The organism is Bosea sp. (in: a-proteobacteria), assembly GCA_023910605.1.
GTDB lineage: Bacteria > Pseudomonadota > Alphaproteobacteria > Rhizobiales > Beijerinckiaceae > Allobosea.
Map to the genome: position 1 here is coordinate 416,804 of JAAVVV010000001.1, position 21,464 is coordinate 438,267.

A 21,464-nucleotide genomic window follows, 5' to 3' on the forward strand; every position below is an offset into this window, starting at 1 on the left:
CGCTCCAGTAAGGCGACTAGCGGATGACCCCCACTCTGGACTTTCGCCCGATGCGGCGCAACCGGCAAGGCGAAGGCAAGGCAGTTGCGCCTTCCGTCTGCCCCAAGCTGCGGATATTGTGCGCCCTGATCCGTGACTGAAGCCGCCTGCAGGGTCATCTGGGCCCTCCGAAACAAGGAATGTCTCGCATGGCCCCCGACCACTTCGCCTTGCCCGGCACTGGCCGCGGCCGGATCCGCTCCATCGCGCTGGCCTTGATCCTGACCTTCGCAGCCGCTGCGCTCGCGGGCTGCGGCTACAACAACGTGCCGACGCTCGAGGAACGGGCCAGGGGCGCCTTCAGCGAGGTGCAGAACCAGTATCAGCGGCGCGCCGATCTCATCCCCAACCTCGTCGAGACCGTGAAGGGCTTCGCCTAGCAGGAACGCGAGGTGCTGACCCAGGTCGTCGAGGCCCGCGCCAGGGCGACCCAGATGCGGGTCGACGCCTCGACCATCAGCGATCCGGCCCGCTTCAGGGAGTTCCAGGAGGCGCAGGCCGGCCTGTCCGGCGCGCTCGGGCGGCTGCTGGTGGTCGCTGAACGCTATCCTGAGCTCAAGTCGAACCAGAACTTCCTCGCGCTGCAATCACAGCTCGAAGGCACCGAGAACCGCATCACCGTGGCGCGGCGCGACTACATAGAGGCGGTCCGCGCCTACAACACGGAGGTCCGCACCTTTCCGGGGGTGATCTGGGCCCGCCTGTTCTGGGGCGCCAGGCCGATGGAGACCTTCACGGCAACGGCGGGAGCCGAGCGGCCGCCCGCGGTGAAGTTCTGAGCGCCCGCAGGAGGCTTGCGCGATGACACGCCATTGCGTTGCGCGAGCTTGCCGCGGAGCGGGCGCTCTGCTCTGGCCCGCCGCCATCCTGACGCTTTGGCTCGGTCTGATCGTCGGGCTTACCGCACGCGCCGCAGACCCCCCTTTCCCCGCCCTGACCGGCCGAGTCGTCGATGCGGCCAGGCTGCTCGACGCGGCGGCCGTCGCCCGGATCGAAGCGAAGCTCGCCGCCCATGAAGCGGCGAGCAGCGATCAGGTCGTGGTCGCGACCGTGCCCGGCCTTGGCGGGCTCGCCATCGAGGATTACGCCAACCGGCTCCATCGCAGCTGGGGCCTCGGAACCAGGGCCCGGAACAACGGGGCGCTGCTCTTGGTTGCGCCGGCCGAGCGCAGGGTCAGGATCGAGGTGGGATACGGGCTCGAGGGCGCCCTCACCGATGCCCTGTCGAAGACCATCATCACCACGGCGATCGCGCCCCGGTTCCGCAGCGGCGATTTCGCCGGAGGCATCGAGGCCGGCGTCAACGCCATCCTCGACATCCTCAAGGGCGATGCGGAACAATGGCAGCGCAAGCCTGAAATCCGGAGCGACGGCGAAGCCGGGATGGCGGGCCTCGCCATCTTCCTGTTCGTGCTGCTGCTTGCGGTCATCCTCCTGCTGCAGGCGCGAAGCGCGATGCGCAAGGGGCCGGCGCGGGCCCACCGCACGCGCAACGGGCGATGGATCGTGCTGCCGCCCACTGGCGGATCATCAGGCTCCTCAGGTTCAGGTTCCTCAGGTTCAGGCTCATGGGGTTCAGGCTCATCGGGCGGCTGGAGCTCCGGCGGCGGATTTTCTGGCGGCGGATTTTCTGGCGGCGGGGGCTCGTCCGGCGGCGGCGGCGCCTCGGGCGACTGGTGAGGCGGATGCGCAAGAGGAGAGTGCGATGATCGGGCTTGGAAGCGGACTGCCGGGCGATGACAGGGAGAGGGTCGTTGAGGCCATCAGGCGGGCCGAGACGCGCACCGCCGCAGAGATCGTGGTGGTGGTGGACCGGATCGCGGGCAGCTGGCGCAGCTGGTCCATCGCGGTCGCGCTGCTGCTGGCGCTCTTGCTGCCCTGGCCCCTGATCGAGCTGACGCAGCTGAGCACCCGCACCATCTTCATGGTCCAGGTGGCGCTGGCGCTTGGGCTCATCCTTGCCTTCCAGCCCCAGTCCATGCGCTTGAAGCTGGTGCCGCGCCTCCTGATGCGGCGCAAGGGCCATGAGGCGGCGCTGCGAGAGTTCACGGCCCGCGGCCTGAGCGTGACCGAAGGGCGCACGGGCCTGCTGATCTATGTGGCGCTGGCGGAGCGCTATGCCGAGATCGTCACCGACACCGCCCTGACGGCCCGCATCGACGACAAGGCCTGGCGCGGGCTCATCGAGGCGCTGATCGGGGCGATCAGGCAGGATGATCTGGCAGGCGGCCTCGTGCGCACGGCCGATGGCGCAGCAGACATCCTCGCGCCGCTGTTTCCGCCGCGCTCCGGGGACAGGGACGAGATCCCCAACAAGGTGATCGTGATCTGAGGCCGCCCAGCGCAGCGCCGCGACGGGGCCGCCTCAGAAGCGCGGCGCCTTCGCGGCCCCGAGGATGCGGCCGATCTTGCCATTGTCGCCGTGGACCAGCACGGCGAAGGTGTCGGCGTCGGCCTGCTGGAGCAAGCTGCGCGGCAGATCCAGCACCATAGCCTCGCCGCGCCAGTCGCCCACCCGCATCTTGCCGCGCACGACATTGGCGTAAGCGACCTCCCGCCCGCGATTCTCGCCGCGCGGGATGGACACAGTGCGCGAGCGCGCCACCGGCAGCACCCATATGGAGCCAGCCCGCGCAGTCCCGGAGATCGTCACGCGCATCTGGTCGCCATGTTCGGTGACGGCCACGTCGAGCGGCAGCGGCGTGGCTCGATGGGCAATGAGGATCTGCTCCATGGCATGGCGGTCCGAGCCGACCGTATGCGCCGCGCCGTCGATCACGGCCTGCGGCGTGTAGATCTGCCCGTCGCCGCGCGTCTTGGCGTAAAGCCGTTGCCGTTGCGAAAAGGCCGCATGCGCCAGCGTGTCCTTCCAGCCCAGATAGTCCCAGTAATCGACGGGCAAGGTCAGCACGAGCAGGCTGGGATCGCGTGCCAGCTCCACGAAGAGCGCATCCGCCGCAGGGCAGGACGAACAGCCCTGGCTGGTGAAAAGCTCCAGCACGGCGCGGGGTTTCACGCCAGCAGCTTCCGGTTTGGGCTCCGCCACGGCCGCGCTTTGCGCGAGGGCGGCAACGGTCCACAACAGCCCGATGCCGACGCCCAGAAACCCGCTTGTCATACGCCTTGAAATCATGCCGCACTGAAACCGATTTCGATCCTCGCGGAAAATCACGTTAGCTTGAAAATCGTTTGAATCACGTAGCCATCCGCCGCTTGAGCGCAAGCGCCTGCTTGACCAGGGCGGGGCGCCAGCGCCGGTGCATCCACAGCCACTGGCCCGGATTCTCGCGCACCCAGCCCTCGACGACCCGCGTCATCGCCTGCACCGCGCCTTCGACATCGATCGCGCCTTCAGCGTCACGCGGCAGGTCCAGCGGAGGGGTGAGCTCGAGCCGGAACCTGTGATGGGGCAGGCGGATCACCCTCACGCCATGGACCGGGCAATCGAAATGCCGGGCGAACTTCGCCAGCACCGGATTGGCCAGCACGGGCTGGCCGAAGAACTCCACCACGACGCCCCGCGTGAAGTGCTGGTCGATGAGCATGCCCAAATGTCCGCCGTTCTCCAGCACGCCGTGCATCGAGAAGGCAGCGCCTCGCATCGAGGCGGCCAGCCCGCCCATGGTGCCAGAACGGATCTCGTGGATCACCGCCGCCACGGCCGGATCATTCGGCGGACGGAAAACGGCCGTGGCGTCGAGGCCAAATCGCTCGGCGCAGATCGCCGGCAGTTCCCAGTTCGCCAGATGGGCAGAGAAGATGATGCCGGGCCTGCCATCATCGCGCAGCGCGATGAAATGCTCGATGCCCGAGACCTCGATCCGCCCGCTGGGGTCAGGGTTGGCCTCATCATAGTCGAAGATCGTGGCGAGGTGCGCATATTCCCCCGCCGTGCGGCCAAGGTTGTCCCAGGCCTCGCTCAGGATGGCGGCGCGCTCGGCCTCGCCGCGTTCGGGAAAGGCGGCAGCCAGGTTGGCGCGGGCTATGCGCTGTTGCGGGGTGAGCGGGCCAAGCTTGCGCAGGAGCCAGCCGCCGGTGGCGCTGGCGCGCGAGGCCCCGAGCGAGCGCGACAGCGCGAACACGGCCCGCACGGCCCGGACCATTGCGAACGCGGCCGCCTTCGACATCATCTTGCGCAGTCTGAGCACGATCGCCAGCCTTGATAAGCGTCCCAGCAGCCCGCTGGCCCGCCGCGCTCATGGCGGCCACGTGTGGCAAGGTCAACCCTTTTCCACAAGGAAAGGCGTGTGCAACGGGTCTGCTAGAGCGTGATGATCACCTTGCCAAAGACCTGCCGCCCTTCGAGGCGCGCCAGTCCTTGCTCGAAATCGGCCAGCTCGAACACCGAATCGATCACCGGAGTCAGTCCGCCCGCCATCTTGTCGAGCGAGTCGGCGATATTGCGCATGGCGCAGCCAAACGAGCCGAAGATGCGGTATTGCTGCTGGAAGAGCTGCATCAGATTGATGGTCGCGCTCGCGCCCGAGGTGGCGCCGCAGGTCACCAGCCGTCCCCCGCGCTTGAGGCAGAGCAGCGAGCCGTTCCAGGTGTCGGCCCCGACATGCTCGAACACGACGTCCACGCCCTTGCGCTTCGTCAGCCGTCTGACCTCGCCCTCGAAGCGCTCTGTCTTGTAGTTGATGACGTGGTCGGCGCCGAGCTCCAGCGCCTTCCTGGCCTTCGCATCGTCGCCGACGGTGGTGTAGACGGTGCAGCCGATTGCCTTCGCCATCTTGATCGCGGCGGTGCCGATGCCTGAGCCGGCCGCGTGGACCAGTATGCTCTCGCCCGGCTCGAGCCTGGCATTGTCGAACAGCATGTGCTGCACGGTGCCGAACCCGATCGGCGCGCAGGCCGCGTGTTCGAATGAAACGGGATCAGGCACCGCAACGCAAAGCCGCTCGCTGCGGTTGAGGAGCTCGCGCCCGAATCCGTCGATGTGGAAGCCCATGATTCCCGCGACGTTCTCGCACAGATTGTCCCGGCCCTCCCGGCAGGGCTTGCAGTGGCCGCAGGTGTCGGCGCCATACATGGTCACCTTCTGCCCCAGCCTGAAGCGCGACACGCCCTCGCCCAGCGCCACCACCTCGCCCGACGCCTCGACGCCCGCAGCCTGGGGCATCTTGCGCTTGGCGAAGGCCATGCCGCGGAAACCCCAGACATCGAGGAAGTTGAGGCCCAGGGCGCGGATGCGCACCTGCACCTCGCCCGGGGCGGGGGGCGGCGGCGGAGCGATGTCCTCGAGCCTCAGGTCGCGGTCCCCGTGGAGCATCAATGCGCGCATGGCAGCTTTGTCCCTCTTCCGCGCTCAGCGCTGCAGGCCCATGGACGCCATCAGCCCGCCATCGACGGGAATGGTGGCGCCAGTGATGTAGGCGGCCGACGGGCTCATCAGGAAGGCCGCGAGCGCGCCGATTTCCTCGGGCCGCGCGAAGCGCCCTGCGGGAATCTGCTTCTCCATGCCCGCACGGTAGGCGGCATACTTGCCCATCATGTCGGTGTCGACGAATCCCGGCGCGATGGTGTTGGCGGTGATGCCGCGCTTCGCGGTCTCCAGCGAGAGCGTGCGCATGTAGGCCTCCAGCGCGGCCTTCGAGGCGGCATAGGCGGCATTGCCCTGGTTGGCCCGGGCCGCGGTCACCGAGCCGATCGCGATGACGCGGCCGGAGCGGCGCGCCATCATCGGACGCAGGACGGCGTTGACGACCTGGGTGAACGACCAGAAATTCACCTGCATCGCGGCCTCGGCCTTGTCCTGCGCCAACATCATCGACAGCGTGTCGTAGGACTGGCCGGCATTGTGCACGAGGCCGGACATCTCGCCGAGCGAGTCCGCCCCGGCGCAGAACGCGGCCACGGCCGCCTTGTCGGCGAGATCGAGCGGCACCGCCTCGACCGTGCGCCCCCCCGCAGCGGAAAGCTCGCCCGCCAGCGCCGCAGCCTGCTCGCCCGATGAGCGATAGGTGAAGACCACGTCATGGCCAGCCAGCACCAGCGCGCGCACCACGCCCGCGCCGATGCCCTTGGCTCCGCCTGTCACGAGAACGCGGCTCATGGCTCAGGCCGGCTCGTCGGCGAAGACGAGGCAGGTGTTCTGGCCGCCGAACCCGAACGAGTTCGAGATCACGCGCCTCACCGCCGCATCGCGGGCCGTGTTGGGCACCACGTCGAGCGGAATGTTGGGATCCGGCTCGCGATAGTTGATGGTGGGCGGGATGCGCCCGTTGGCGATCGTCAGCATCGAGAACACAGCCTCCACCGCGCCGGCGGCGGTGAGCGTGTGGCCGACCATCGACTTGTTGGAGGAGATCGGCAGGCTGGCCATGCGCGGGCCGAACACGGCGGCGCAGCTCATCGCTTCCATCTTGTCGTTCTCCGGCGTGGAGGTGCCGTGTGCGTTGACATAGTCGATCTGGTCCGGCTGCAACCCTGCATCCGCCAGCGCGTCCTGCATGGCGATGATCGCGGGCCGGCCATCCGGCGATGAGCGCGTGCGGTGGAACCCGTCGCCCTTCTCGCCGCAGCCGAGCACGAAGCCGAGGATCGTGGCGCCCCGCGCCTTCGCGCTGGCATAATCCTCGAGCACCAGCGCCGCTCCGCCCTCGCCCATCACGAAGCCGTCGCGGTTCTTCGAGAATGGCTTTGAGGCCGCTTCGGGCGGATCATTCTGCGTGGAGAGCGCCGACAGCAGCGAGAAGCGGATCAGCGCCTCGGCATGAACAGAGCCATCCGTGCCGATGCACAGCGCGGCGCTGGTCTCGCCGCGGCGGATCGCCTCCACCCCCATCTGTATCGCGGTCGCGCCCGATGAGCAGGCGGTGGAGAGCGAGATCGGCGAGCCCTTTGTCCCGAACCTGTCGGCCACCTTGTCCGCCACCGATCCGAACAGGAACAGGGCGTGATAATCGGGATGCCGGCCCCGCGCGGCTTCAGCGAGGAGCCCGTCATAGGTCACGGCCTCGCCGCAGGCCGCCGCCAGGATCTGCTTGTGGGGCCATTCAAGCTCGACCGGCGGCACAGCCATGAACAGCGCTCCGGGGAAGTCGCCCGGCTGGCCGAGCCCGGACTGGGCGATCGCCTCTTCAGCCGCCAGCACGGCCAGGCGCTCGGACAGCTCCGGCGCGGCGAAGCTGCCCTCGAACAGGTCATCCACCGTGCCGGCGATCGTGGTGCGCAGCCCCGCCACCGGAAAGCGCGTGATCCTGTGAATGCCCGACTGCCCGGCCGTCAGGCGAGCCCAGTTGTCGGCCTTGCCGCGCCCGAGCGAGGTGACGAGGCCCATGCCTGTCACGGCCACGAGAGGACGCCCATGGGCGTCGTGATAGGGAATCGTCATCGGCTCCTCCCTTCAGGCCGCCACGAGGCGCGCGAGGCCCTCGCCACGGTGATGGCCGACCCCGCTGACCAGCGCGGCCGGGCCATCGCCCGCCGACACCAGCGCGGCCGCCAGGGCGAGCGCGGCAGGAAAGGCGGCTTCAAGCCCGTGTCCGGCCAGATCCGCCACCGCGATGGGCGCGGCGCCAGGCGCGATCTGGGCAAGGGCGATCCGCTCCTCTGCGGTGGGCGCGCAGGCGCCGGAGGCTGCGGAGACCACAAGATCGTTTGGCCCGATGGGGCCCAGATGCGCGGCCTGCGCCAGAAGCGAGGCGGTGACCGCGCCGGGTTCGCGCCTGGCATGGCCGGCGCTGACATGATTCAGGCGCGCATGGACCACAGCGCCCCGTGCCGCGGCGCTGGCGGCGGATTCAAGCACGATAAAGGCGCCCAGGCTTCCCGTCAGAAGTCCGTCACGCTCCGTGCTGCGTCCGAAGGTTGGCGTTGGCTCGCCCTTGAAGGCCATGCCGCCAAGCTCCAGCAGCAGCAGCATGTCGCGCCGCTCGGCGTTGTAGGAGCCGCCGACCAGGATCATGTCGGCCTGGCCGGCCGCAATGCGCGCATGAGCGATGCGGATGGCGTCGACGCCCGCCTGCTCCTCGCCCATGAAGGTTCGCGACGGGCCGGTGACGCCGTGCACGATCGAGATGTTGCCGGCCAGCAGGTTCGACAGCTGGGCCAGGAACAGCGTGGGCCTGAGATCGCCCATCAGCCGCTCATTGAGGAAGACGCCAGGGTCCGCCGCGCTCTTGAGCCCGCTCAGGATCTGCCCGTCCACCGCATGGTCACGCTCGCCGCCGCCTGCGGCCACGATGACCTGAAGCCGGTCCTTGGCAGCGCTGTCATCCTTGACGCCGGCGCTGTCGAGCGCGAGCCCAGCAGCATAGACGCCGATGCGCTGCCAGGGCTCCATCTGGCGCTGGTCGGACTTCTTGGGTATCTGCCGGTCGAGCTCGACCGCGCCAAGCAGGTGAACCGGATAAGGCGCGAAGGCCTCGCGGTCGATCCGGGGCGCAAGCTTGCCGCGCGCCGCATCGCAATGCGCCCCGAGCCCTTCGCCAAGGCTGGAGAGAAGCCCGATCCCCGTGATGACGACATCCTGCTTCATGAAGCGGCAGCCCCGGCCTGCTCGGGCACGAGGCCGATGGCGGCAGTGCGCTGGCGCATGAGCTCGCCCAGCGCGGCCGGGAAGGGCATCAGCCTGAAGCGCAGCTCGGCGTCGCAGACCGGCTTGCCATTCGCCGCGATCCTTGCGCGTGTCGCGGCATAGCCCGAGCCCTCGACCGTGATCTCGGCCTCGATGACCAGGTCAGCATCGGGCTCGACAAAGCTGCGGAAGCGGGCCTTGTCAACGGCCATGAGGAACGGCATCTGGCTCAGCCCGTTGAGGCCCAGCACGAGATAACCCGAGGCCTGGGCCATGGTCTCGGTCAGCAGCACGCCGGGAACCAGCGGATGGCCTGGAAAATGCCCCTCGAACACCGGCGAGGCGGACGGCACCCTGGCCTCGGCCACGATCCGTTTCGCGGCGGCGTCGAACAGCGCCACCTTGTCGATCATCTCGAAATATTCGAGCCGCATGCGTGAAACCAGAAGTCCGTTGAAGGGGCCCGCGCCGGTGCGGACGCCCCGTTTAGCGCAAACCTTGCCCAAGTGGCAAACACCGCTGGCAAACACCGCTGGCAAACACCGGCATGGGGCGGCTCACGCCGCGGCCGCCCGAAGCGTTCGCCCAAGAAAAAGGCCGGGCAAGCCCGGCCGATGCGCAGCGCAGCAGCCAGGGCGGCAGCTGGCCCCAGGCGATCACGCGCTCTTGGCGGCGACGAGCCCGTCGATTCGCGAGCACAGGTTATCGAGCACGAAATACTGCTCGGCCGGCGCCTTGCCCTCGTTCACCTCCTGCGTCCACTGCTCGAGCGGCAGCTTGATGCCGAAGGCCTTGTCCACAGCGAAGGCGATGTCGAGGAAGGCCAGCGAATCGATGCCCAGATCGTCGATCGCATGTGATGACGGCGTGATCTTGTCGCGAGGGATGTCGCAGGTTTCGGAAATGATGCCGGCGACGGTCTCGAAGGTGGAGGACATGGGCGATTCTTTCGTCAATGCGGGTTTCAGCGGTTCAGCCCGGTTCCGTCGTCATGGTCCCGCAGGGCGCGGGATCGGGGCATGCCGGCACAGTCCGGGCTCCCGCCTCCAAACTGGAGGCTTCCCTACACGATGAGGGGGGTCGGCGGCAACCGGCTTCACAGGACAGGCCAGGGGCCTCGCAGCCTGGGGGGCCGGCGGGAACCTCTTGTTCGGCTCTCGTGTTGTGCAGGCGGATCGGACGCCCGGCTCGGACGCGGCGGAGAGGTTACATGGGCATCATCTGGACCGTCATCATCGGCTTCGTGGCGGGCGTCATCGCCAAGCTCATCACCCCTGGCGGCAACGAGCCCTCCGGCTTCATCCTGACCACGGTCCTCGGCGTCATCGGGGCCTTCGTGGCGACCTTCCTTGGCCAGCAGATCGGCTGGTATCGGGCTGGAGAAGGCGCTGGTCTTATCGGCGCCACGGTCGGGGCGATCATCGTGCTCGTGATCTGGAGCGCGTTGTCGCGGCGAAGCGGCCCCACCCGTCTGTGACGGCGTCTTCCATCCCACATCGCCATCTTCCAGGAGTGACTGCCATGGCGTCACGCGGATTCCCCTCCATGACGGTCCTTCTGGGGCTTCTCGCCGTCGCCGGCTACCAGAACCGCGACAGGATCAGCGGGATGCTGCGCGGCAACCAGGGTTCGGCGCAGGGCTCCGGCTCCGGCGAACCCTCTGGCGGCCATGAGCCGGACAGGCCAGGTGCTCAGACAGGCGGGCTTGGCGGGCTGCTGGGCTCGCTCGGCGGCGCCGGGGCAGGCGGCCTTCTCAGTCGCGGCCTTGGCGAGTTGATGGAACGCTTCCAGCAGACCGGCCACCGCGAAACCGCTGATTCCTGGGTCGGCGCCGGTCCCAACCTGCCAATCGACCCCCGGCAGCTCCAGCAGGCCATCGGCGAGGACACGCTGGCGGAACTCTCTGCCCGGACCGGCTTGCCGCGCGAGGAACTGATCGCTCGGCTTTCGCGGGAGCTGGCTGACGCTGTTGACCGCTACACGCCCGAAGGCCGCCTGCCGGACCCGGATGGCGACGGCATTCCCGACCAGCCCGGACCGGGCCGGATGCCGCGCAGGGGCTGAACGGTCCATCCCCTGCAAGCCGTGCAGCAGACGTGAAGAAAGCCGGGCATCGCTGCCCGGCTTTTCTGATGATGGGAGAGGCTCAGGCCGCGAGCTGGCGCAGCACGTAGTGCAGGATGCCGCCATGCTTGACGTAGTCGATCTCGTCGAGGGTATCGATGCGGCAGATCACCGGCACATGGCGCACGGAGCCATCGGCTGCGGTGATGCTGACCTCCATGCGCTGCTTGGGCGTGACCTCGGCCAGGCCGGTGATCGACACCAGCTCGTCGCCCTTGAGGCCCAGCTTCTGCCAGCTCATGCCCTCTTCGGCAAAGACGAAAGGCACGACGCCCATGCCCACGAGGTTCGAGCGGTGGATGCGCTCATAGGACTGCGCGATCACGGCGCGCACGCCGAGCAGCTTGGTGCCCTTGGCCGCCCAGTCGCGCGACGAGCCGTTGCCGTATTCGATGCCGGCGAAGATCACCAGCGGCACGCCCTCCTCCTGGTAGCGCATCGCGGCGTCGTAGATGAACATCTTCTCGCCCGACGGGTAATGGATGGCGTAGCTGCCTTCCTTGGTCGAGCCGTCCGCCTCGCGCACCATGTAGTTGCGGATCCGGATGTTGGCGAAGGTGCCGCGCATCATGATCTCGTGGTTGCCGCGGCGCGTGCCGTACTGGTTGAAGTCCGGCACCGCGACCTGGCGCTCGGTGAGATAGCGCCCTGCCGGCGAATTGACCTTGATCGAGCCGGCCGGCGAGATGTGGTCGGTCGTGATCTTGTCGCCGAGAAGGCCGAGGATGCGCGCGCCGACGAGATCGGTGATCGGCTTGGGCGTCCTGGTCATGCCATCGAAATAGGGCGGGTTCTGCACATAGGTGGAGCTCATGTTCCACTGATAGGTCTTGCCGCCGGCGACCTCGACCTTCTGCCAGTTCACGTCACCCTTGAACACGTCCGCATATTTCGAGCGGAACATGGTCTTGGTCACGTTCTTCTCGATGAAGCTCTGGATCTCCTTGTTGGAGGGCCAGATGTCGCGCAGATAGACGGGCTTGCCGTCCGATCCGGCGCCGAGCGGCTCGGTGGACAGGTCGATCATCGTCGAGCCGGCGATGGCGTAGGCGACGACCAGCGGCGGCGAGGCGAGATAATTGGCCTGCACGTCGGGCGAGACGCGGCCCTCGAAGTTGCGGTTGCCCGAGAGCACCGCGGAGGCGATCACGCCATTGTCGTTGATGGCCTGTGAGATTTCGGCCGGCAGCGGACCGGAATTGCCGATGCAGGTCGTGCAGCCATAGCCGACGAGATAGAAGCCCAGCTTGTCGAGCTCGGCCTGCAGGCCCGAGGCGTTGAGATATTCCGACACCACCTGCGACCCGGGCGCGAGCGAGGGCTTCACCCAGGGCTTGACCTTGAGGCCCTTCTCGTTCGCCTTCTTGGCCAGCAGCCCCGCCGCCATCAGCACCGACGGGTTCGAGGTGTTGGTGCAGGAGGTGATCGCCGCGATGACCACGTCGCCATGGCCGATGTCGAAGTTGCGGCCCTCGACCTTGTAGCGCGAGCCGATGTCGGCGGCCTTCCTGTATTCGCTGTCCATGGCCGCGATGAAGCCGGCCTTGGCGTCGCTGAGCGACACGCGGCCTTCGGGACGCTTGGGGCCTGCGAGAGAGGGCACGACCGTGGACAGGTCCAGCTCGATCGTGTCGGTGAACACTGGATCAGGCGAGGCTTCGGTGCGGAACAGGCCCTGATGGCGGCAATAGGCCTCGACCAGCGCGACGCGATCGGCGCTGCGGCCGGTCATGTCGAGATAGGCGAGCGTTTCGCTGTCCACGGGGAAGAACCCGCAGGTCGCGCCGTATTCGGGGCCCATGTTGGCGATGGTGGCCCGGTCGGCGAGGGTCAGGTTGCCGAGGCCCGGACCATAGAACTCGACGAACTTGCCGACCACGCCCTTCTTGCGCAGCATCTGGGTCACGGTGAGCACGAGGTCGGTGGCGGTGACGCCCTCCATCATGCGGCCCACCAGCTTGAAGCCGATCACTTCGGGCAGCAGCATGGACTGCGGCTGGCCGAGCATGGCCGCCTCCGCCTCGATGCCGCCGACGCCCCAGCCCAGCACGCCAAGCCCGTTGACCATGGTAGTGTGCGAATCGGTGCCGACCAGCGTGTCGGGATAGGCGACCTCGACGCTCTTGCCGTCGATGGTCTCGGTGCCGGTCCACACGGTCTGCGCGAGATACTCCAGGTTGACCTGATGGCAGATGCCGGTGCCGGGCGGCACGACGCGGAAATTGTCGAAGGCGCCCTGGCCCCATTTCAGGAAGTTGTAGCGCTCGCCATTCTGCTCGTACTCGCGCTTGACGTTCTGTTCGAGCGACCGGGGAGTGCCGAAGTAATCGACCACCACCGAGTGGTCGATGACGAGATCGACGGGCACCAGAGGGTTGATCTTCGCAGGGTCGCCGCCGAGCTGCGTCATGCCATCGCGCATGGCCGCGAGGTCGACCACGGCCGGAACGCCCGTGAAGTCCTGCATCAGCACCCGGGCGGGACGAAAGCCGATTTCCTTGTCCACCTTGCCGCGGGCTTCCAGCCAGTCCCGGAAGGCGAGGATGTCGGCCTTGGTGACGGTCCTGCCATCCTCGAAGCGAAGCAGGTTCTCCAGCATCACCTTCATGGAGTAGGGCAGCGCGGAGATGCCTTCCAGCCCGTTCTTCTCGGCTGCGGCGAGCGAATACACGCGATAGGACTTGTCGCCGACCTTGAGTTCGGTGGCGCAGGTGAAGGAGTCGACAGAAGCCATCGGGCAAAATCCTTTTGGGGCAGGCGTTCACAGCAAGGTTCGAACTGACGATCCGGGCGCATGCCGGACCGGTGCTGAAGGCCCCGGCCATCGTGCCTCACGGCGCCGATGATCGGGCATATGAATGCGCGCCGCCCCGGGGGTGCCCAGGCGCCCGCGCCGGATAAAAGCGCGCGGCACAGCCGAGCGCTCCTTAGACGATTTTGAAACGATGCGCTACACAGTCGAAAGACGCAAAGCCGCGCTTGACGCGCAGCGCGCACCGGCTTTCAGATGCTTGCCGCATGATTGACTCCTCCTTCCGCGCCCAGCTCCTCGTCGAGCGACTGAGCTGCCGCCGCAATGAACGCATCCTGTTCTCGGCCCTGTCATTCCCGGTCGCCTCCGGCGAGGCCCTGGCCCTGGTGGGGCCGAACGGGGTCGGCAAGACCTCGCTGCTGCGGATGCTGGCCGGGCTCCTGCGCATCGATGAGGGCGCGGTGTCGCTGAAGCCTGCCGTGCCCGATGCGGAGCTCGCCTCCCGATCCATCTTCATATCGAGCCGCGATCCGCTCAAGGGCTCGCTCACGGTGCGCGAACTGCTGTCCGGGTGGCGGGCCATGGTCTTCGCAGCCTCGCCTCAGGGCGCGGTCGAGGCAGCGCTTGACGCCTTCGATCTCGCCGGGCTCGCCCATGTGCCCTGCGCCTATCTGTCATCCGGCCAGCGGCGCCGCGTCTCGCTGGCGCGGCTGCTGCTCGATGATGCGGGGCGTCGCCCGCTCTGGCTGCTCGATGAGCCGACCAACGCCCTCGACGCCGCCGCACGCCGTCGTCTGGCGGCGGTGGTGGCGCGCCACAGGGCGCAAGGCGGCCTCGTCATCGCCGCCACCCACGATCCGCTCGAATGGCCGGATCTGGCCACGCTGGATCTCGGGCTGCACCGCGCTGGGAGAGCCCAGGCCGGAGCGGCGGGGTGAACGCGTTCCTCGCCCTGATCCGGCGCGATCTCGCGCTGGCGCTGCGCATTGGCGGCGGCGCCTCCTTTGCGCTGGTCTTCTTTCTGATGATCGTGACGCTGACGCCCTTCGCCATCGGCCCCGATCTCAACCTCCTGTCCCGGATAGCGCCCGCCATCCTCTGGCTCGGCGCGGTGCTGGCGACGCTGATAGGGCTCGACCGTCTCTTTCAGGCCGATGCGGAGGATGGCACGCTGGATCTGCTGAAGGCCGGCGCGCTGCCGCTTGAGGGCGTGGTCCTCGCCAAATGCATCGCGCACTGGCTGACCACCGGCCTGCCTCTGGCCCTGGCTGCTCCGTTCTTCGGACTGCTGCTGGCCATGGAACCGGCCGGCATGGCCGCGGCCTCGCTGAGCCTGCTCATCGGCACGCCGGCGCTGACCTTCATCGGAGCGGTGGGCGCGGCGCTGACGGCCGGCATCCGGCGCGGCGGCGTGCTCATCGCCATCATGGCGCTGCCGCTCATGATCCCCACGCTGATCTTCGGCGTGGCGGCCTGCAATGCGGCGGTGGGCGGCACCGTGCCATTCCTCACGCCGCTCGCCATCCTGGCGGCGCTCACGCTCGTCTTCGCCGTCATCGGCATCGTGGGCGCGGCGGCCGGGCTGCGCCAGAGCGATTGAAGGGCACGCACGCCGCCGCTGCTGCTGCTGCTGCAAAAGCGCGCTTGGGAAAACCCCGCGGATTGCGCCCGCGCCCCGCGGCGCGTAAATCACGGGCAGGGACACATCACGACCGGCCATGACGCTCATCAACCAGCTCGCCAATCCGACACGCTTCATGTCGCTCTCCGGCCTGCTGCTGCCCTGGACGCTCGGGCTGGCAGTGCTGCTCTTCATCATCGGCTTCTACGGCGCATTCTTCACCGCACCGCCCGATTACCAGCAGGGCCAGACCATCCGCATCATGTACATCCATGTCCCGTCCGCCTGGCTGGCCATGTTCTTCTACACGTTGATGAGCATCTCCGCGATCGGGGCGCTGGTCTGGCGCCACCCGCTCGCGGAGGTGGCGCAGAAGGCCGCCGCGCCCATCGGCGCCGCCTTTGCGCTGGTCTGCCTGGTGACGGGCGCGCTCTGGGGCCGGCCGATGTGGGGAACCTACTGGGTCTGGGATGCCCGGCTCACCTCGATGCTGGTGCTGCTGCTGATCTATCTGGCGATCATCGCGCTGTGGCGCACCATCGACGAGCCCGGACAGGCGGGTCGGGCCGTCTCGATCCTCACCCTGGTTGGCTTCGTCAACATTCCCATCATCAAATTCTCGGTCGACTGGTGGAACACGCTCCATCAGCCGGCCTCGGTGTTCCGCATGGACGGCCCCACCATCCACCCCTCGATGCTCTGGCCGCTTCTGGTCTGCGCGCTCGCCTTCTCGCTGTTCTCGATCTGGCTGCATCTTCTGGCGATGCGCACCGAAATCATGCGCCGGCGCATCAGGACCCTGACAATTCTGGCCGCTGACCGGGCCGATCGGTCCGCCGCGGCGCTGGGGAGCCCTGCCCAATGAGCGCTCTGGGTCCCCATGCAGCCTTCATCATCTTCTCCTATGTGGCGGCGATCGCCGTCCTGGGCGGGCTGACCGCCTACACATGGGCGGACAACCGCGCCCGCCGGCGCGAGCTGGCCGCCCTCGATCCGGGCGGCGCGGGCAAGGACAGATCATGAGCGACGCGCCCGCCGCGCCCCGGCCCCGCCGGAACTGGCTTTTTCTCGCCCCGCTCGGCTTCTTCGCGTTGCTGGCGCTGCTCTTCCTGTTCCGCCTGTTCGCGGGCGACGCCTCGCGCGTGCCCTCGGCCCTGATCGGCAAGCCCGCGCCGCAGATGGCCCTGCCCTCGCTGGAAGGGCTGCAGCGTGATTTCCGGCCCGTGCCCGGCATCGTTCCGGCCGACCTGCGCGACGGCCGTGTCACCATCCTCAACGTCTTTGCGTCATGGTGCGCCCCATGCCGCCTGGAGCACCCCTTCCTGGTCGAGATGGCGGGCCATGAGGCCGTGCGCGCGGGCAAGGTGCAGGTGCTGGGGCTCAACTACAAGGACGAGCCCGAGAACGCCCGCCGCTTTCTCGGTGCGCTGGGAAACCCCTACAGCGCGGTCGGCACGGATCGCAGCGGCCGCTCCGCCATAGAGTGGGGCGTCTATGGCGTGCCCGAGACCTTCCTCGTCGGCCGTGACGGCACGATCCTGAAGAAGCATATCGGCCAGCTCACCCAGGACAGCGCCAGGGCGCTTCTGGCCGAGGCCGTGGCGGCAAGCAGGCCCTGAACACGCGCCGGGGCAGCCAGGCCGCCCTGCTCACTTACTTCGGCAGACCTTGCGCGGGGGCCTCGCCAGCGGGCGCCTCATCCTTGAACTCGTGCTTCAGGATCAGCGGCGTCTGCGCCAGCGCGAAGGCGAGGGTGATGGGCATGACGCCCCAGACCTTGAACCCGACCCAGAAATCGGTCGAGAAATTGCGCCAAACCACCTCATTGAGGATGGCGAGCACGAAGAAGAACAGGCCCCAGCGGAAGGTGAGCTTGCGCCAGCCTTCCGTGGTCAGGCTCATGACGCTGTCGAGCACGAAGGGCAGCAGGGGCCGCCCCATCGCCAGCCCGCCGAGCAGGATGGCGCCGAACATGGTGTTGACGATTGTCGGCTTGAGCTTGATGAAAAGCTCGTCCTGAAGCGCGAGCGTCAGCCCGCCGAACACCGTCACGACCGCCGCATTGATGATGGCCATGCGCGGCAGATGGCGGAGCAGCAGCCTGGACAGCGTCAGCGAGATCAGCGACGCGGCGATGAAGACGCCTGTCGCAAGAAAGATGCGCTGGCCGGAGGCGACGCCGAACCAGCGTTCGCCATAGGAATTGACGAAGAAGAAGATGGCGAGCGGCCCGAACTCCAGCGCCAGCTTGAGCAGGGGATTGACCGGCTTCGCGGCCGTCTTGATCTGAACAGTGCTCATGTGGCCCTCTCCAGCCCGGCCACGGCGCGGGCGAAATCCGTTGCATCAAAGGGCTCGAGATCGTCGACCCCCTCGCCCACGCCGATGAAATGCACGGGCAGGCCGAACTTCGCCGCGAGCGCCACGAGGATTCCGCCGCGCGCCGTGCCGTCGAGCTTTGTCATGACGAGGCCGGTCACGCCGGCGATGTCACGGAAGGCCTCGACCTGCGCCACCGCGTTCTGGCCCACCGTGGCGTCGAGCACCAGCAGCACCGCATGGGGCGCCTCTGCGTCCACCTTCCGGATCACGCGCACCACCTTGGCGAGTTCGGCCATCAGCTCGGCCTTGTTCTGCAGCCGGCCGGCCGTGTCGATGAGCAGCACGTCGGTGCCCGCCGCCTTCGCCTGCGTCAGCGCATCGAAGGCGAGGCCCGCCGCGTCCGAGCCCTGTTCGCGGGCGATCACGCTCGCTCCGGTGCGCTCGCCCCAGACCTTGAGCTGCTCGATGGCGGCGGCGCGGAAGGTGTCGCCTGCCGCCAGCATCACCGAGCGCCCCTCGGCCTTGAACTTCGAGGCCAGCTTGCCGATGGTGGTGGTCTTGCCCGAGCCGTTGACGCCGACCATCAGCAGGACGAAGGGCTTGCGCGCCTCCGCGATCACCAGAGGCTTCGCCACGGGAGCGAGGATGTCGCCGACCTCGCTCGCCAGGATGGTCCGGACCGCCTCGCCGGAGATGCCTTTCTCGTAGCGCGCCGCGCCCACGGCCTTCGCCACGCGGCTGGCGGTGTCGAGGCCCAGATCGGCCTGGATCAGGATGTCCTCGAGGTCTTCAAGCGTGCCTGCATCCAGCTTGCGCTTGGTGAACAGGTCCGTGATGCCCGTGGTGAGGGCCGACGAGGTGCGCGACAGCCCCCCGCTCAGCCGGCTCCACCAGCTGCGCGGCGCGGGCGGCATCGCCACGGGCGGCGCCGGCTCGGCGAGCGCCAGCGCGGCAGGATCGGTCGAGGGCAGCGGCGCGAGCCCGGTCGGCAGCACGACGGCCTCGGGCTGGTCCACCCTGCCGACGGGGGGCTGGGGCGCCGGTTCCGGCTCAGACGCAGCCTTGCCGCCACGCCCGAACAGGCGCGCCAGCAGGCCCGGCTTCTTGCTGTCGTCGCTCATCGTCGCGGATGATCCTTCGGCCCCGGGCCCCGCCGTGCTTGCGGCCTGCGTCCCGCTTCGTTACCCGGTTCGCCATGACATCGGAAGAGTGGATCGCAGATGGCGCTGCGGCGCGCGCCCCGCAAGCCCGCGCCGACGCCGCGCCGACGCCGGAGGCGATGCTGGCGCGCGTGCTGCACCGCGACGCGCTGATGCTGGTCATCGACAAGCCCGCCGGCATGCCGGTCCATCGCGGGCCGCAGAATGCCCACAGCCGCAACGCGCCGCAGGCCGACAGGCCTCTCGACAGCTATTTCCCGGCGCTGCGCTTCGGGTTGCCACGGCCTCCGGAGCTGGCTCACCGGCTCGACCGCGACACATCGGGCTGCCTCGTGCTGGGCCGCCACCGGCAGGCGCTGGCCCGGCTGGGGGAGCTGTTCAAGGCGGGCAGCATCGCCAAGACCTACTGGGCGGTGGTCGAGGGCGACCCCGCCGATGAGGGCCGCATCGACCTGCCGCTCGCCAGGCTGGACCCCGGGCGCGGCTGGTGGATGAAGGTGGCCGGGGACGGCCTGCCTTCGGCGACGCTCTGGCGGGTGCTTGGCCGCAGCGCCGCCCGCGACCTGGCCTGGCTGTCGCTAGAGCCGCTCACCGGGCGCACCCATCAGCTCCGGGTCCATTGCCAGGCCATGGGCTGGCCCATTCTGGGCGATCCGATCTATGGCGCGGCTCCGCGCTTCGGCGGCCCGGGACTGCATCTGCACGCCCGGTCCATCACCGTGCCCCTTCACCCGAAGAAGCCGCCCGTGCATGTCGAAGCCCCCGCCCCTGAGCGCATGCGCGAGCGGTTGTCGGCCTGCGGCTGGCGCGAGGGCTGAGGCCGGCGCCCGGCCCTCAGGCCGCCATCGCATCCATGGCCCTCGCCATGGCTATGTCGAGCTCCGAAAGCCCGCCTGCATCATGGGTGGACAAGGTCACGTCCACGGTGCGGTGGACATTCGACCATTCCGGATGATGGTCCATCTTCTCGGCCAGCAGCGCGACACGGGTCATCCAGCCGAAGGCCTCGTTGAAATCGCCGAAGGTGAAGCGCCGCGCGATCGCGTCGCGCGCCTCCACCTCTGCCCATCGGGGCAAGGTTGCAAGCGCGGCGGCGCGGGCGGCTGGATCGAGGCGTTCGGCCATGATGGTGTCTCTCAGGGGGTGGCGTTCTGGTCTGGCGGCCGCTTGCGCAAGGGCGGGTGTTGGGGCGGGTTTGTTGTCCTCAGATGGCGCGCAGCGCGCGCGCGTCCAGCGGATACACGGCCTCGACCACATAGGGGCCGCCTCCGGTCGAGGCGCGCGACGAGTAGAGCACGAAGCGCCGGGCGGTGAAGCTGATGGGACGCAGGATGGCCCGGCCCGACAGATAGTCGGCCACGGCGAGGGTGGAGGCGCCCTTGATCCGCCCCAGCGTGACATGGGGCCGAAAGCGCCGCGTCTCGGGCGGCAGGCCGATGCGGCGCATGATGCGCTCATGCTCGGCCTGAAGCTCCATGAGGCCCGGCTCCGCCGCAACATGCGCATGGACCGAATGCGGCTTGTCCCCGCCGAAGCTGCCGAGGCCGTCAAGCGTCACCGTGAAGGGCGCGCGTACCGTCTCGGCGAGGCCCTCGGCCGCCTCCAGCGCGACATGGCGGTCGACATCGCCGAGAAAGCGCAAGGTGATGTGATAATCGGCAGGCTCGAGCCAGCGCGCTCCGGCCAGCCCACCCCGGTGCAAGGAGAGCTGCAGGGCGATGTCGGGCGGGATTTCCAGTCCGGTGAATAGCCTTGGCATGGGCCAAGACTGGCCCAAACCGGGGTCGATGGCGAGATGGCGCGCGGCGCCCGCGCGCCTCTGTTCACAAGGGATTGATCAGGCTGCTCAGGGACAGGGATTGCCGCGGCGCTGGTGGACGGCATCGATGTCAGCCTCCAGCTCAGGCGTCATCTTCACCGCCCGCGAGCCTTCCACGCAGACCTTGAGCTGCTCCATCGAGGTCGCGCCGATGATGTTGGCTGTGGTGAAGGGCCGGCTGGTGACGAAGGCCACCGCCATGGCCGAGGGATCGAGGCCGTGCTTGCGGGCCACGGCCAGATAATCGGCGATGGCGTCCTCCGCGCCCGGGGTCTGGTAGCGCTGGCCCCGGTCGAACAGCGTGGTGCGGGCGCCCGGCGGCCGCGCGCCATTGAGATACTTGCCGGAGAGAAAGCCCTGCGCCAGCGGCGAATAGGCCATCAGCCCCACCTGATCCCGCACGAAGATCTCGGCCATCGCCACGTCATAGGTGCGGTTGAGCAGGTTGTAGGCGTTCTGCACCGTGACCACGCGGGGCAGGCCCTTCGTCTCCGCCGCGAAGAGGAAGCGCATCGTGCCCCAGGCGCTCTCGTTGGAGAGGCCCACATGCCGGATCTTCCCGGCCTTGATGAAGCCCGCCAGCACCTCGAGCTGCTCCTCGATGCTGGTTTCGTCGGCCGCCGGCTTGAACCCGGCCATGCTGAAGCGGATCGGGTTGGAGCCCCAGGACGCAGGCCTCTCCGGCCAGTGGAGCTGGTAAAGATCGATGTAGTCCGTCTGCAGCCGCTTGAGCGACTGGTCGAGCGCATAGGTCATCTGCGCCTTGTCGAGCCGGCCCTCCTGCGGGGGGTCGCGGAACCAGGTCATCTGCGAGCGGCCGATGACCTTGCTCGCGAGGATCACCTTGTCGCGCTTGCCCCGCGACTTGAACCAGCTGCCGATGATGCGCTCGGTCGAGCCTTGCGTCTCGGCCTTGGGCGGGATCGAGTAGAGCTCCGCCGTGTCGAAGAAGCTGATGCCCTGGTCGAGGGCATAATCCATCTGCGCATGGCCTTCGGCCTCGGTGTTCTGCTGCCCCCAGGTCATGGTGCCGAGGCAGATTTCCGACACCTTGAGATCGGTGCGGCCGAGCGGGCGATATTGCATGGGAGGCTCCGGTGCGGCGA

Annotated in this window: 24 protein-coding genes and 1 pseudogene; 11 read left to right on the plus strand and 14 right to left on the minus strand. The window is 68.3% G+C overall.

The window, feature by feature from the left end; all coding sequences use genetic code 11:
* Positions 1 to 188: 188 nt before the first annotated feature.
* The 3 genes and pseudogenes from HEQ16_02170 (at position 189) to HEQ16_02180 (ending at position 2,371) form a co-directional block, all read left to right on the plus strand.
* Positions 189 to 818, plus strand: a pseudogene (locus HEQ16_02170) (LemA family protein).
* Positions 819 to 840: 22 nt separating this feature from the next.
* On the plus strand, positions 841 to 1,719 hold the full coding sequence (locus tag HEQ16_02175) for a hypothetical protein (protein ID MCO4052862.1): 879 nt from the start codon (positions 841 to 843) through the stop codon (positions 1,717 to 1,719).
* 25 nt (positions 1,720 to 1,744) lie between these two features.
* Positions 1,745 to 2,371 carry a hypothetical protein gene (locus tag HEQ16_02180; GenBank protein MCO4052863.1) on the plus strand — a complete coding sequence of 209 codons (627 nt, stop codon included), beginning with the start codon at positions 1,745 to 1,747 and terminating at the stop codon, positions 2,369 to 2,371.
* Positions 2,372 to 2,404: 33 nt separating this feature from the next.
* On the opposite strand, the gene HEQ16_02185 is transcribed toward HEQ16_02180, so the two are convergent.
* The 8 genes from HEQ16_02185 to HEQ16_02220 all read right to left on the minus strand — a co-directional run bounded on the left by HEQ16_02185 (position 2,405) and on the right by HEQ16_02220 (position 9,498).
* Positions 2,405 to 3,157, minus strand: coding sequence for a DUF1223 domain-containing protein (locus HEQ16_02185; GenBank protein MCO4052864.1), 753 nt, complete (start codon positions 3,155 to 3,157; stop codon positions 2,405 to 2,407).
* 76 nt (positions 3,158 to 3,233) lie between these two features.
* Complete coding sequence (locus tag HEQ16_02190) at positions 3,234 to 4,169, minus strand: lipid A biosynthesis lauroyl acyltransferase (protein ID MCO4052865.1); 936 nt, start codon at positions 4,167 to 4,169, stop codon at positions 3,234 to 3,236.
* 131 nt (positions 4,170 to 4,300) lie between these two features.
* Entirely contained in the window at positions 4,301 to 5,323 is a 1,023-nt protein-coding gene (locus HEQ16_02195) for a zinc-binding dehydrogenase (GenBank protein ID MCO4052866.1), read from the minus strand.
* A 24-nt stretch (positions 5,324 to 5,347) separates the two neighbouring features.
* Positions 5,348 to 6,094 carry an SDR family oxidoreductase gene (locus tag HEQ16_02200; GenBank protein ID MCO4052867.1) on the minus strand — a complete coding sequence of 249 codons (747 nt, stop codon included), beginning with the start codon at positions 6,092 to 6,094 and terminating at the stop codon, positions 5,348 to 5,350.
* Between the two features lie 3 nt (positions 6,095 to 6,097).
* Complete coding sequence (locus HEQ16_02205; GenBank protein ID MCO4052868.1) at positions 6,098 to 7,375, minus strand: beta-ketoacyl-ACP synthase; 1,278 nt, start codon at positions 7,373 to 7,375, stop codon at positions 6,098 to 6,100.
* 12 nt (positions 7,376 to 7,387) lie between these two features.
* The gene (locus HEQ16_02210; protein MCO4052869.1) at positions 7,388 to 8,521 is read right to left on the minus strand and encodes a beta-ketoacyl-ACP synthase; all 1,134 of its coding nucleotides are present in this window, start codon (positions 8,519 to 8,521) and stop codon (positions 7,388 to 7,390) included.
* Positions 8,518 to 8,994, minus strand: a complete 477-nt coding sequence (locus HEQ16_02215; protein ID MCO4052870.1) for a beta-hydroxyacyl-ACP dehydratase — start codon at positions 8,992 to 8,994, stop codon at positions 8,518 to 8,520. The genes HEQ16_02210 and HEQ16_02215 overlap by 4 nt, the downstream gene beginning before the upstream one ends.
* Positions 8,995 to 9,216: 222 nt before the next feature.
* Entirely contained in the window at positions 9,217 to 9,498 is a 282-nt protein-coding gene (locus tag HEQ16_02220; GenBank protein ID MCO4052871.1) for an acyl carrier protein, read from the minus strand.
* Positions 9,499 to 9,770: 272 nt separating this feature from the next.
* Here HEQ16_02220 and HEQ16_02225 point away from each other — a divergent pair, with 272 nt between their 5' ends.
* Together HEQ16_02225 and HEQ16_02230 are read left to right on the plus strand one after the other, a co-directional pair.
* Positions 9,771 to 10,037, plus strand: coding sequence for a GlsB/YeaQ/YmgE family stress response membrane protein (locus HEQ16_02225; GenBank protein ID MCO4052872.1), 267 nt, complete (start codon positions 9,771 to 9,773; stop codon positions 10,035 to 10,037).
* A 68-nt stretch (positions 10,038 to 10,105) separates the two neighbouring features.
* The gene (locus HEQ16_02230) at positions 10,106 to 10,624 is read left to right on the plus strand and encodes a DUF937 domain-containing protein (GenBank protein ID MCO4052873.1); all 519 of its coding nucleotides are present in this window, start codon (positions 10,106 to 10,108) and stop codon (positions 10,622 to 10,624) included.
* Positions 10,625 to 10,706: 82 nt separating this feature from the next.
* On the opposite strand, the gene acnA is transcribed toward HEQ16_02230, so the two are convergent.
* Positions 10,707 to 13,418 carry an aconitate hydratase AcnA gene (acnA, locus tag HEQ16_02235; GenBank protein MCO4052874.1) on the minus strand — a complete coding sequence of 904 codons (2,712 nt, stop codon included), beginning with the start codon at positions 13,416 to 13,418 and terminating at the stop codon, positions 10,707 to 10,709.
* Positions 13,419 to 13,702: 284 nt separating this feature from the next.
* Here acnA and ccmA point away from each other — a divergent pair, with 284 nt between their 5' ends.
* From ccmA to HEQ16_02260, 5 genes are all read left to right on the plus strand, one after another.
* Complete coding sequence (ccmA, locus tag HEQ16_02240) at positions 13,703 to 14,374, plus strand: heme ABC exporter ATP-binding protein CcmA (protein MCO4052875.1); 672 nt, start codon at positions 13,703 to 13,705, stop codon at positions 14,372 to 14,374.
* The gene (gene ccmB / locus HEQ16_02245) at positions 14,302 to 15,036 is read left to right on the plus strand and encodes a heme exporter protein CcmB (protein ID MCO4052876.1); all 735 of its coding nucleotides are present in this window, start codon (positions 14,302 to 14,304) and stop codon (positions 15,034 to 15,036) included. Before ccmA ends, ccmB begins: the two co-directional genes overlap by 73 nt.
* A gap of 118 nt (positions 15,037 to 15,154) precedes the next feature.
* Positions 15,155 to 15,922, plus strand: a complete 768-nt coding sequence (locus tag HEQ16_02250) for a heme ABC transporter permease (GenBank protein ID MCO4052877.1) — start codon at positions 15,155 to 15,157, stop codon at positions 15,920 to 15,922.
* Positions 15,919 to 16,080, plus strand: coding sequence for a heme exporter protein CcmD (gene ccmD / locus HEQ16_02255; GenBank protein ID MCO4052878.1), 162 nt, complete (start codon positions 15,919 to 15,921; stop codon positions 16,078 to 16,080). The genes HEQ16_02250 and ccmD overlap by 4 nt, the downstream gene beginning before the upstream one ends.
* Positions 16,077 to 16,676 carry a DsbE family thiol:disulfide interchange protein gene (locus tag HEQ16_02260; GenBank protein MCO4052879.1) on the plus strand — a complete coding sequence of 200 codons (600 nt, stop codon included), beginning with the start codon at positions 16,077 to 16,079 and terminating at the stop codon, positions 16,674 to 16,676. The genes ccmD and HEQ16_02260 overlap by 4 nt, the downstream gene beginning before the upstream one ends.
* A 34-nt stretch (positions 16,677 to 16,710) precedes the next feature.
* On the opposite strand, the gene HEQ16_02265 is transcribed toward HEQ16_02260, so the two are convergent.
* Together HEQ16_02265 and ftsY are read right to left on the minus strand one after the other, a co-directional pair.
* Positions 16,711 to 17,358: a septation protein A gene (locus HEQ16_02265; GenBank protein ID MCO4052880.1), complete on the minus strand. Its 648-nt coding sequence runs from the start codon at positions 17,356 to 17,358 to the stop codon at positions 16,711 to 16,713.
* On the minus strand, positions 17,355 to 18,500 hold the full coding sequence (ftsY, locus tag HEQ16_02270) for a signal recognition particle-docking protein FtsY (GenBank protein MCO4052881.1): 1,146 nt from the start codon (positions 18,498 to 18,500) through the stop codon (positions 17,355 to 17,357). The genes HEQ16_02265 and ftsY overlap by 4 nt, the downstream gene beginning before the upstream one ends.
* Positions 18,501 to 18,574: 74 nt before the next feature.
* Between ftsY and HEQ16_02275 the strand changes: the two genes are divergently transcribed.
* Positions 18,575 to 19,357, plus strand: a complete 783-nt coding sequence (locus tag HEQ16_02275; GenBank protein MCO4052882.1) for an RNA pseudouridine synthase — start codon at positions 18,575 to 18,577, stop codon at positions 19,355 to 19,357.
* 16 nt (positions 19,358 to 19,373) lie between these two features.
* Here HEQ16_02275 and HEQ16_02280 read toward each other — a convergent pair whose 3' ends face one another.
* From HEQ16_02280 to HEQ16_02290, 3 genes are all read right to left on the minus strand, one after another.
* A complete protein-coding gene (locus HEQ16_02280; GenBank protein ID MCO4052883.1) occupies positions 19,374 to 19,664 on the minus strand; it encodes a 4a-hydroxytetrahydrobiopterin dehydratase in 291 nt (96 codons plus the stop codon).
* Between the two features lie 79 nt (positions 19,665 to 19,743).
* Positions 19,744 to 20,298 carry an RNA 2',3'-cyclic phosphodiesterase gene (thpR, locus tag HEQ16_02285; protein MCO4052884.1) on the minus strand — a complete coding sequence of 185 codons (555 nt, stop codon included), beginning with the start codon at positions 20,296 to 20,298 and terminating at the stop codon, positions 19,744 to 19,746.
* An 87-nt stretch (positions 20,299 to 20,385) separates the two neighbouring features.
* Positions 20,386 to 21,444 carry an aldo/keto reductase gene (locus HEQ16_02290; protein ID MCO4052885.1) on the minus strand — a complete coding sequence of 353 codons (1,059 nt, stop codon included), beginning with the start codon at positions 21,442 to 21,444 and terminating at the stop codon, positions 20,386 to 20,388.
* Positions 21,445 to 21,464 lie beyond the last annotated feature (20 nt).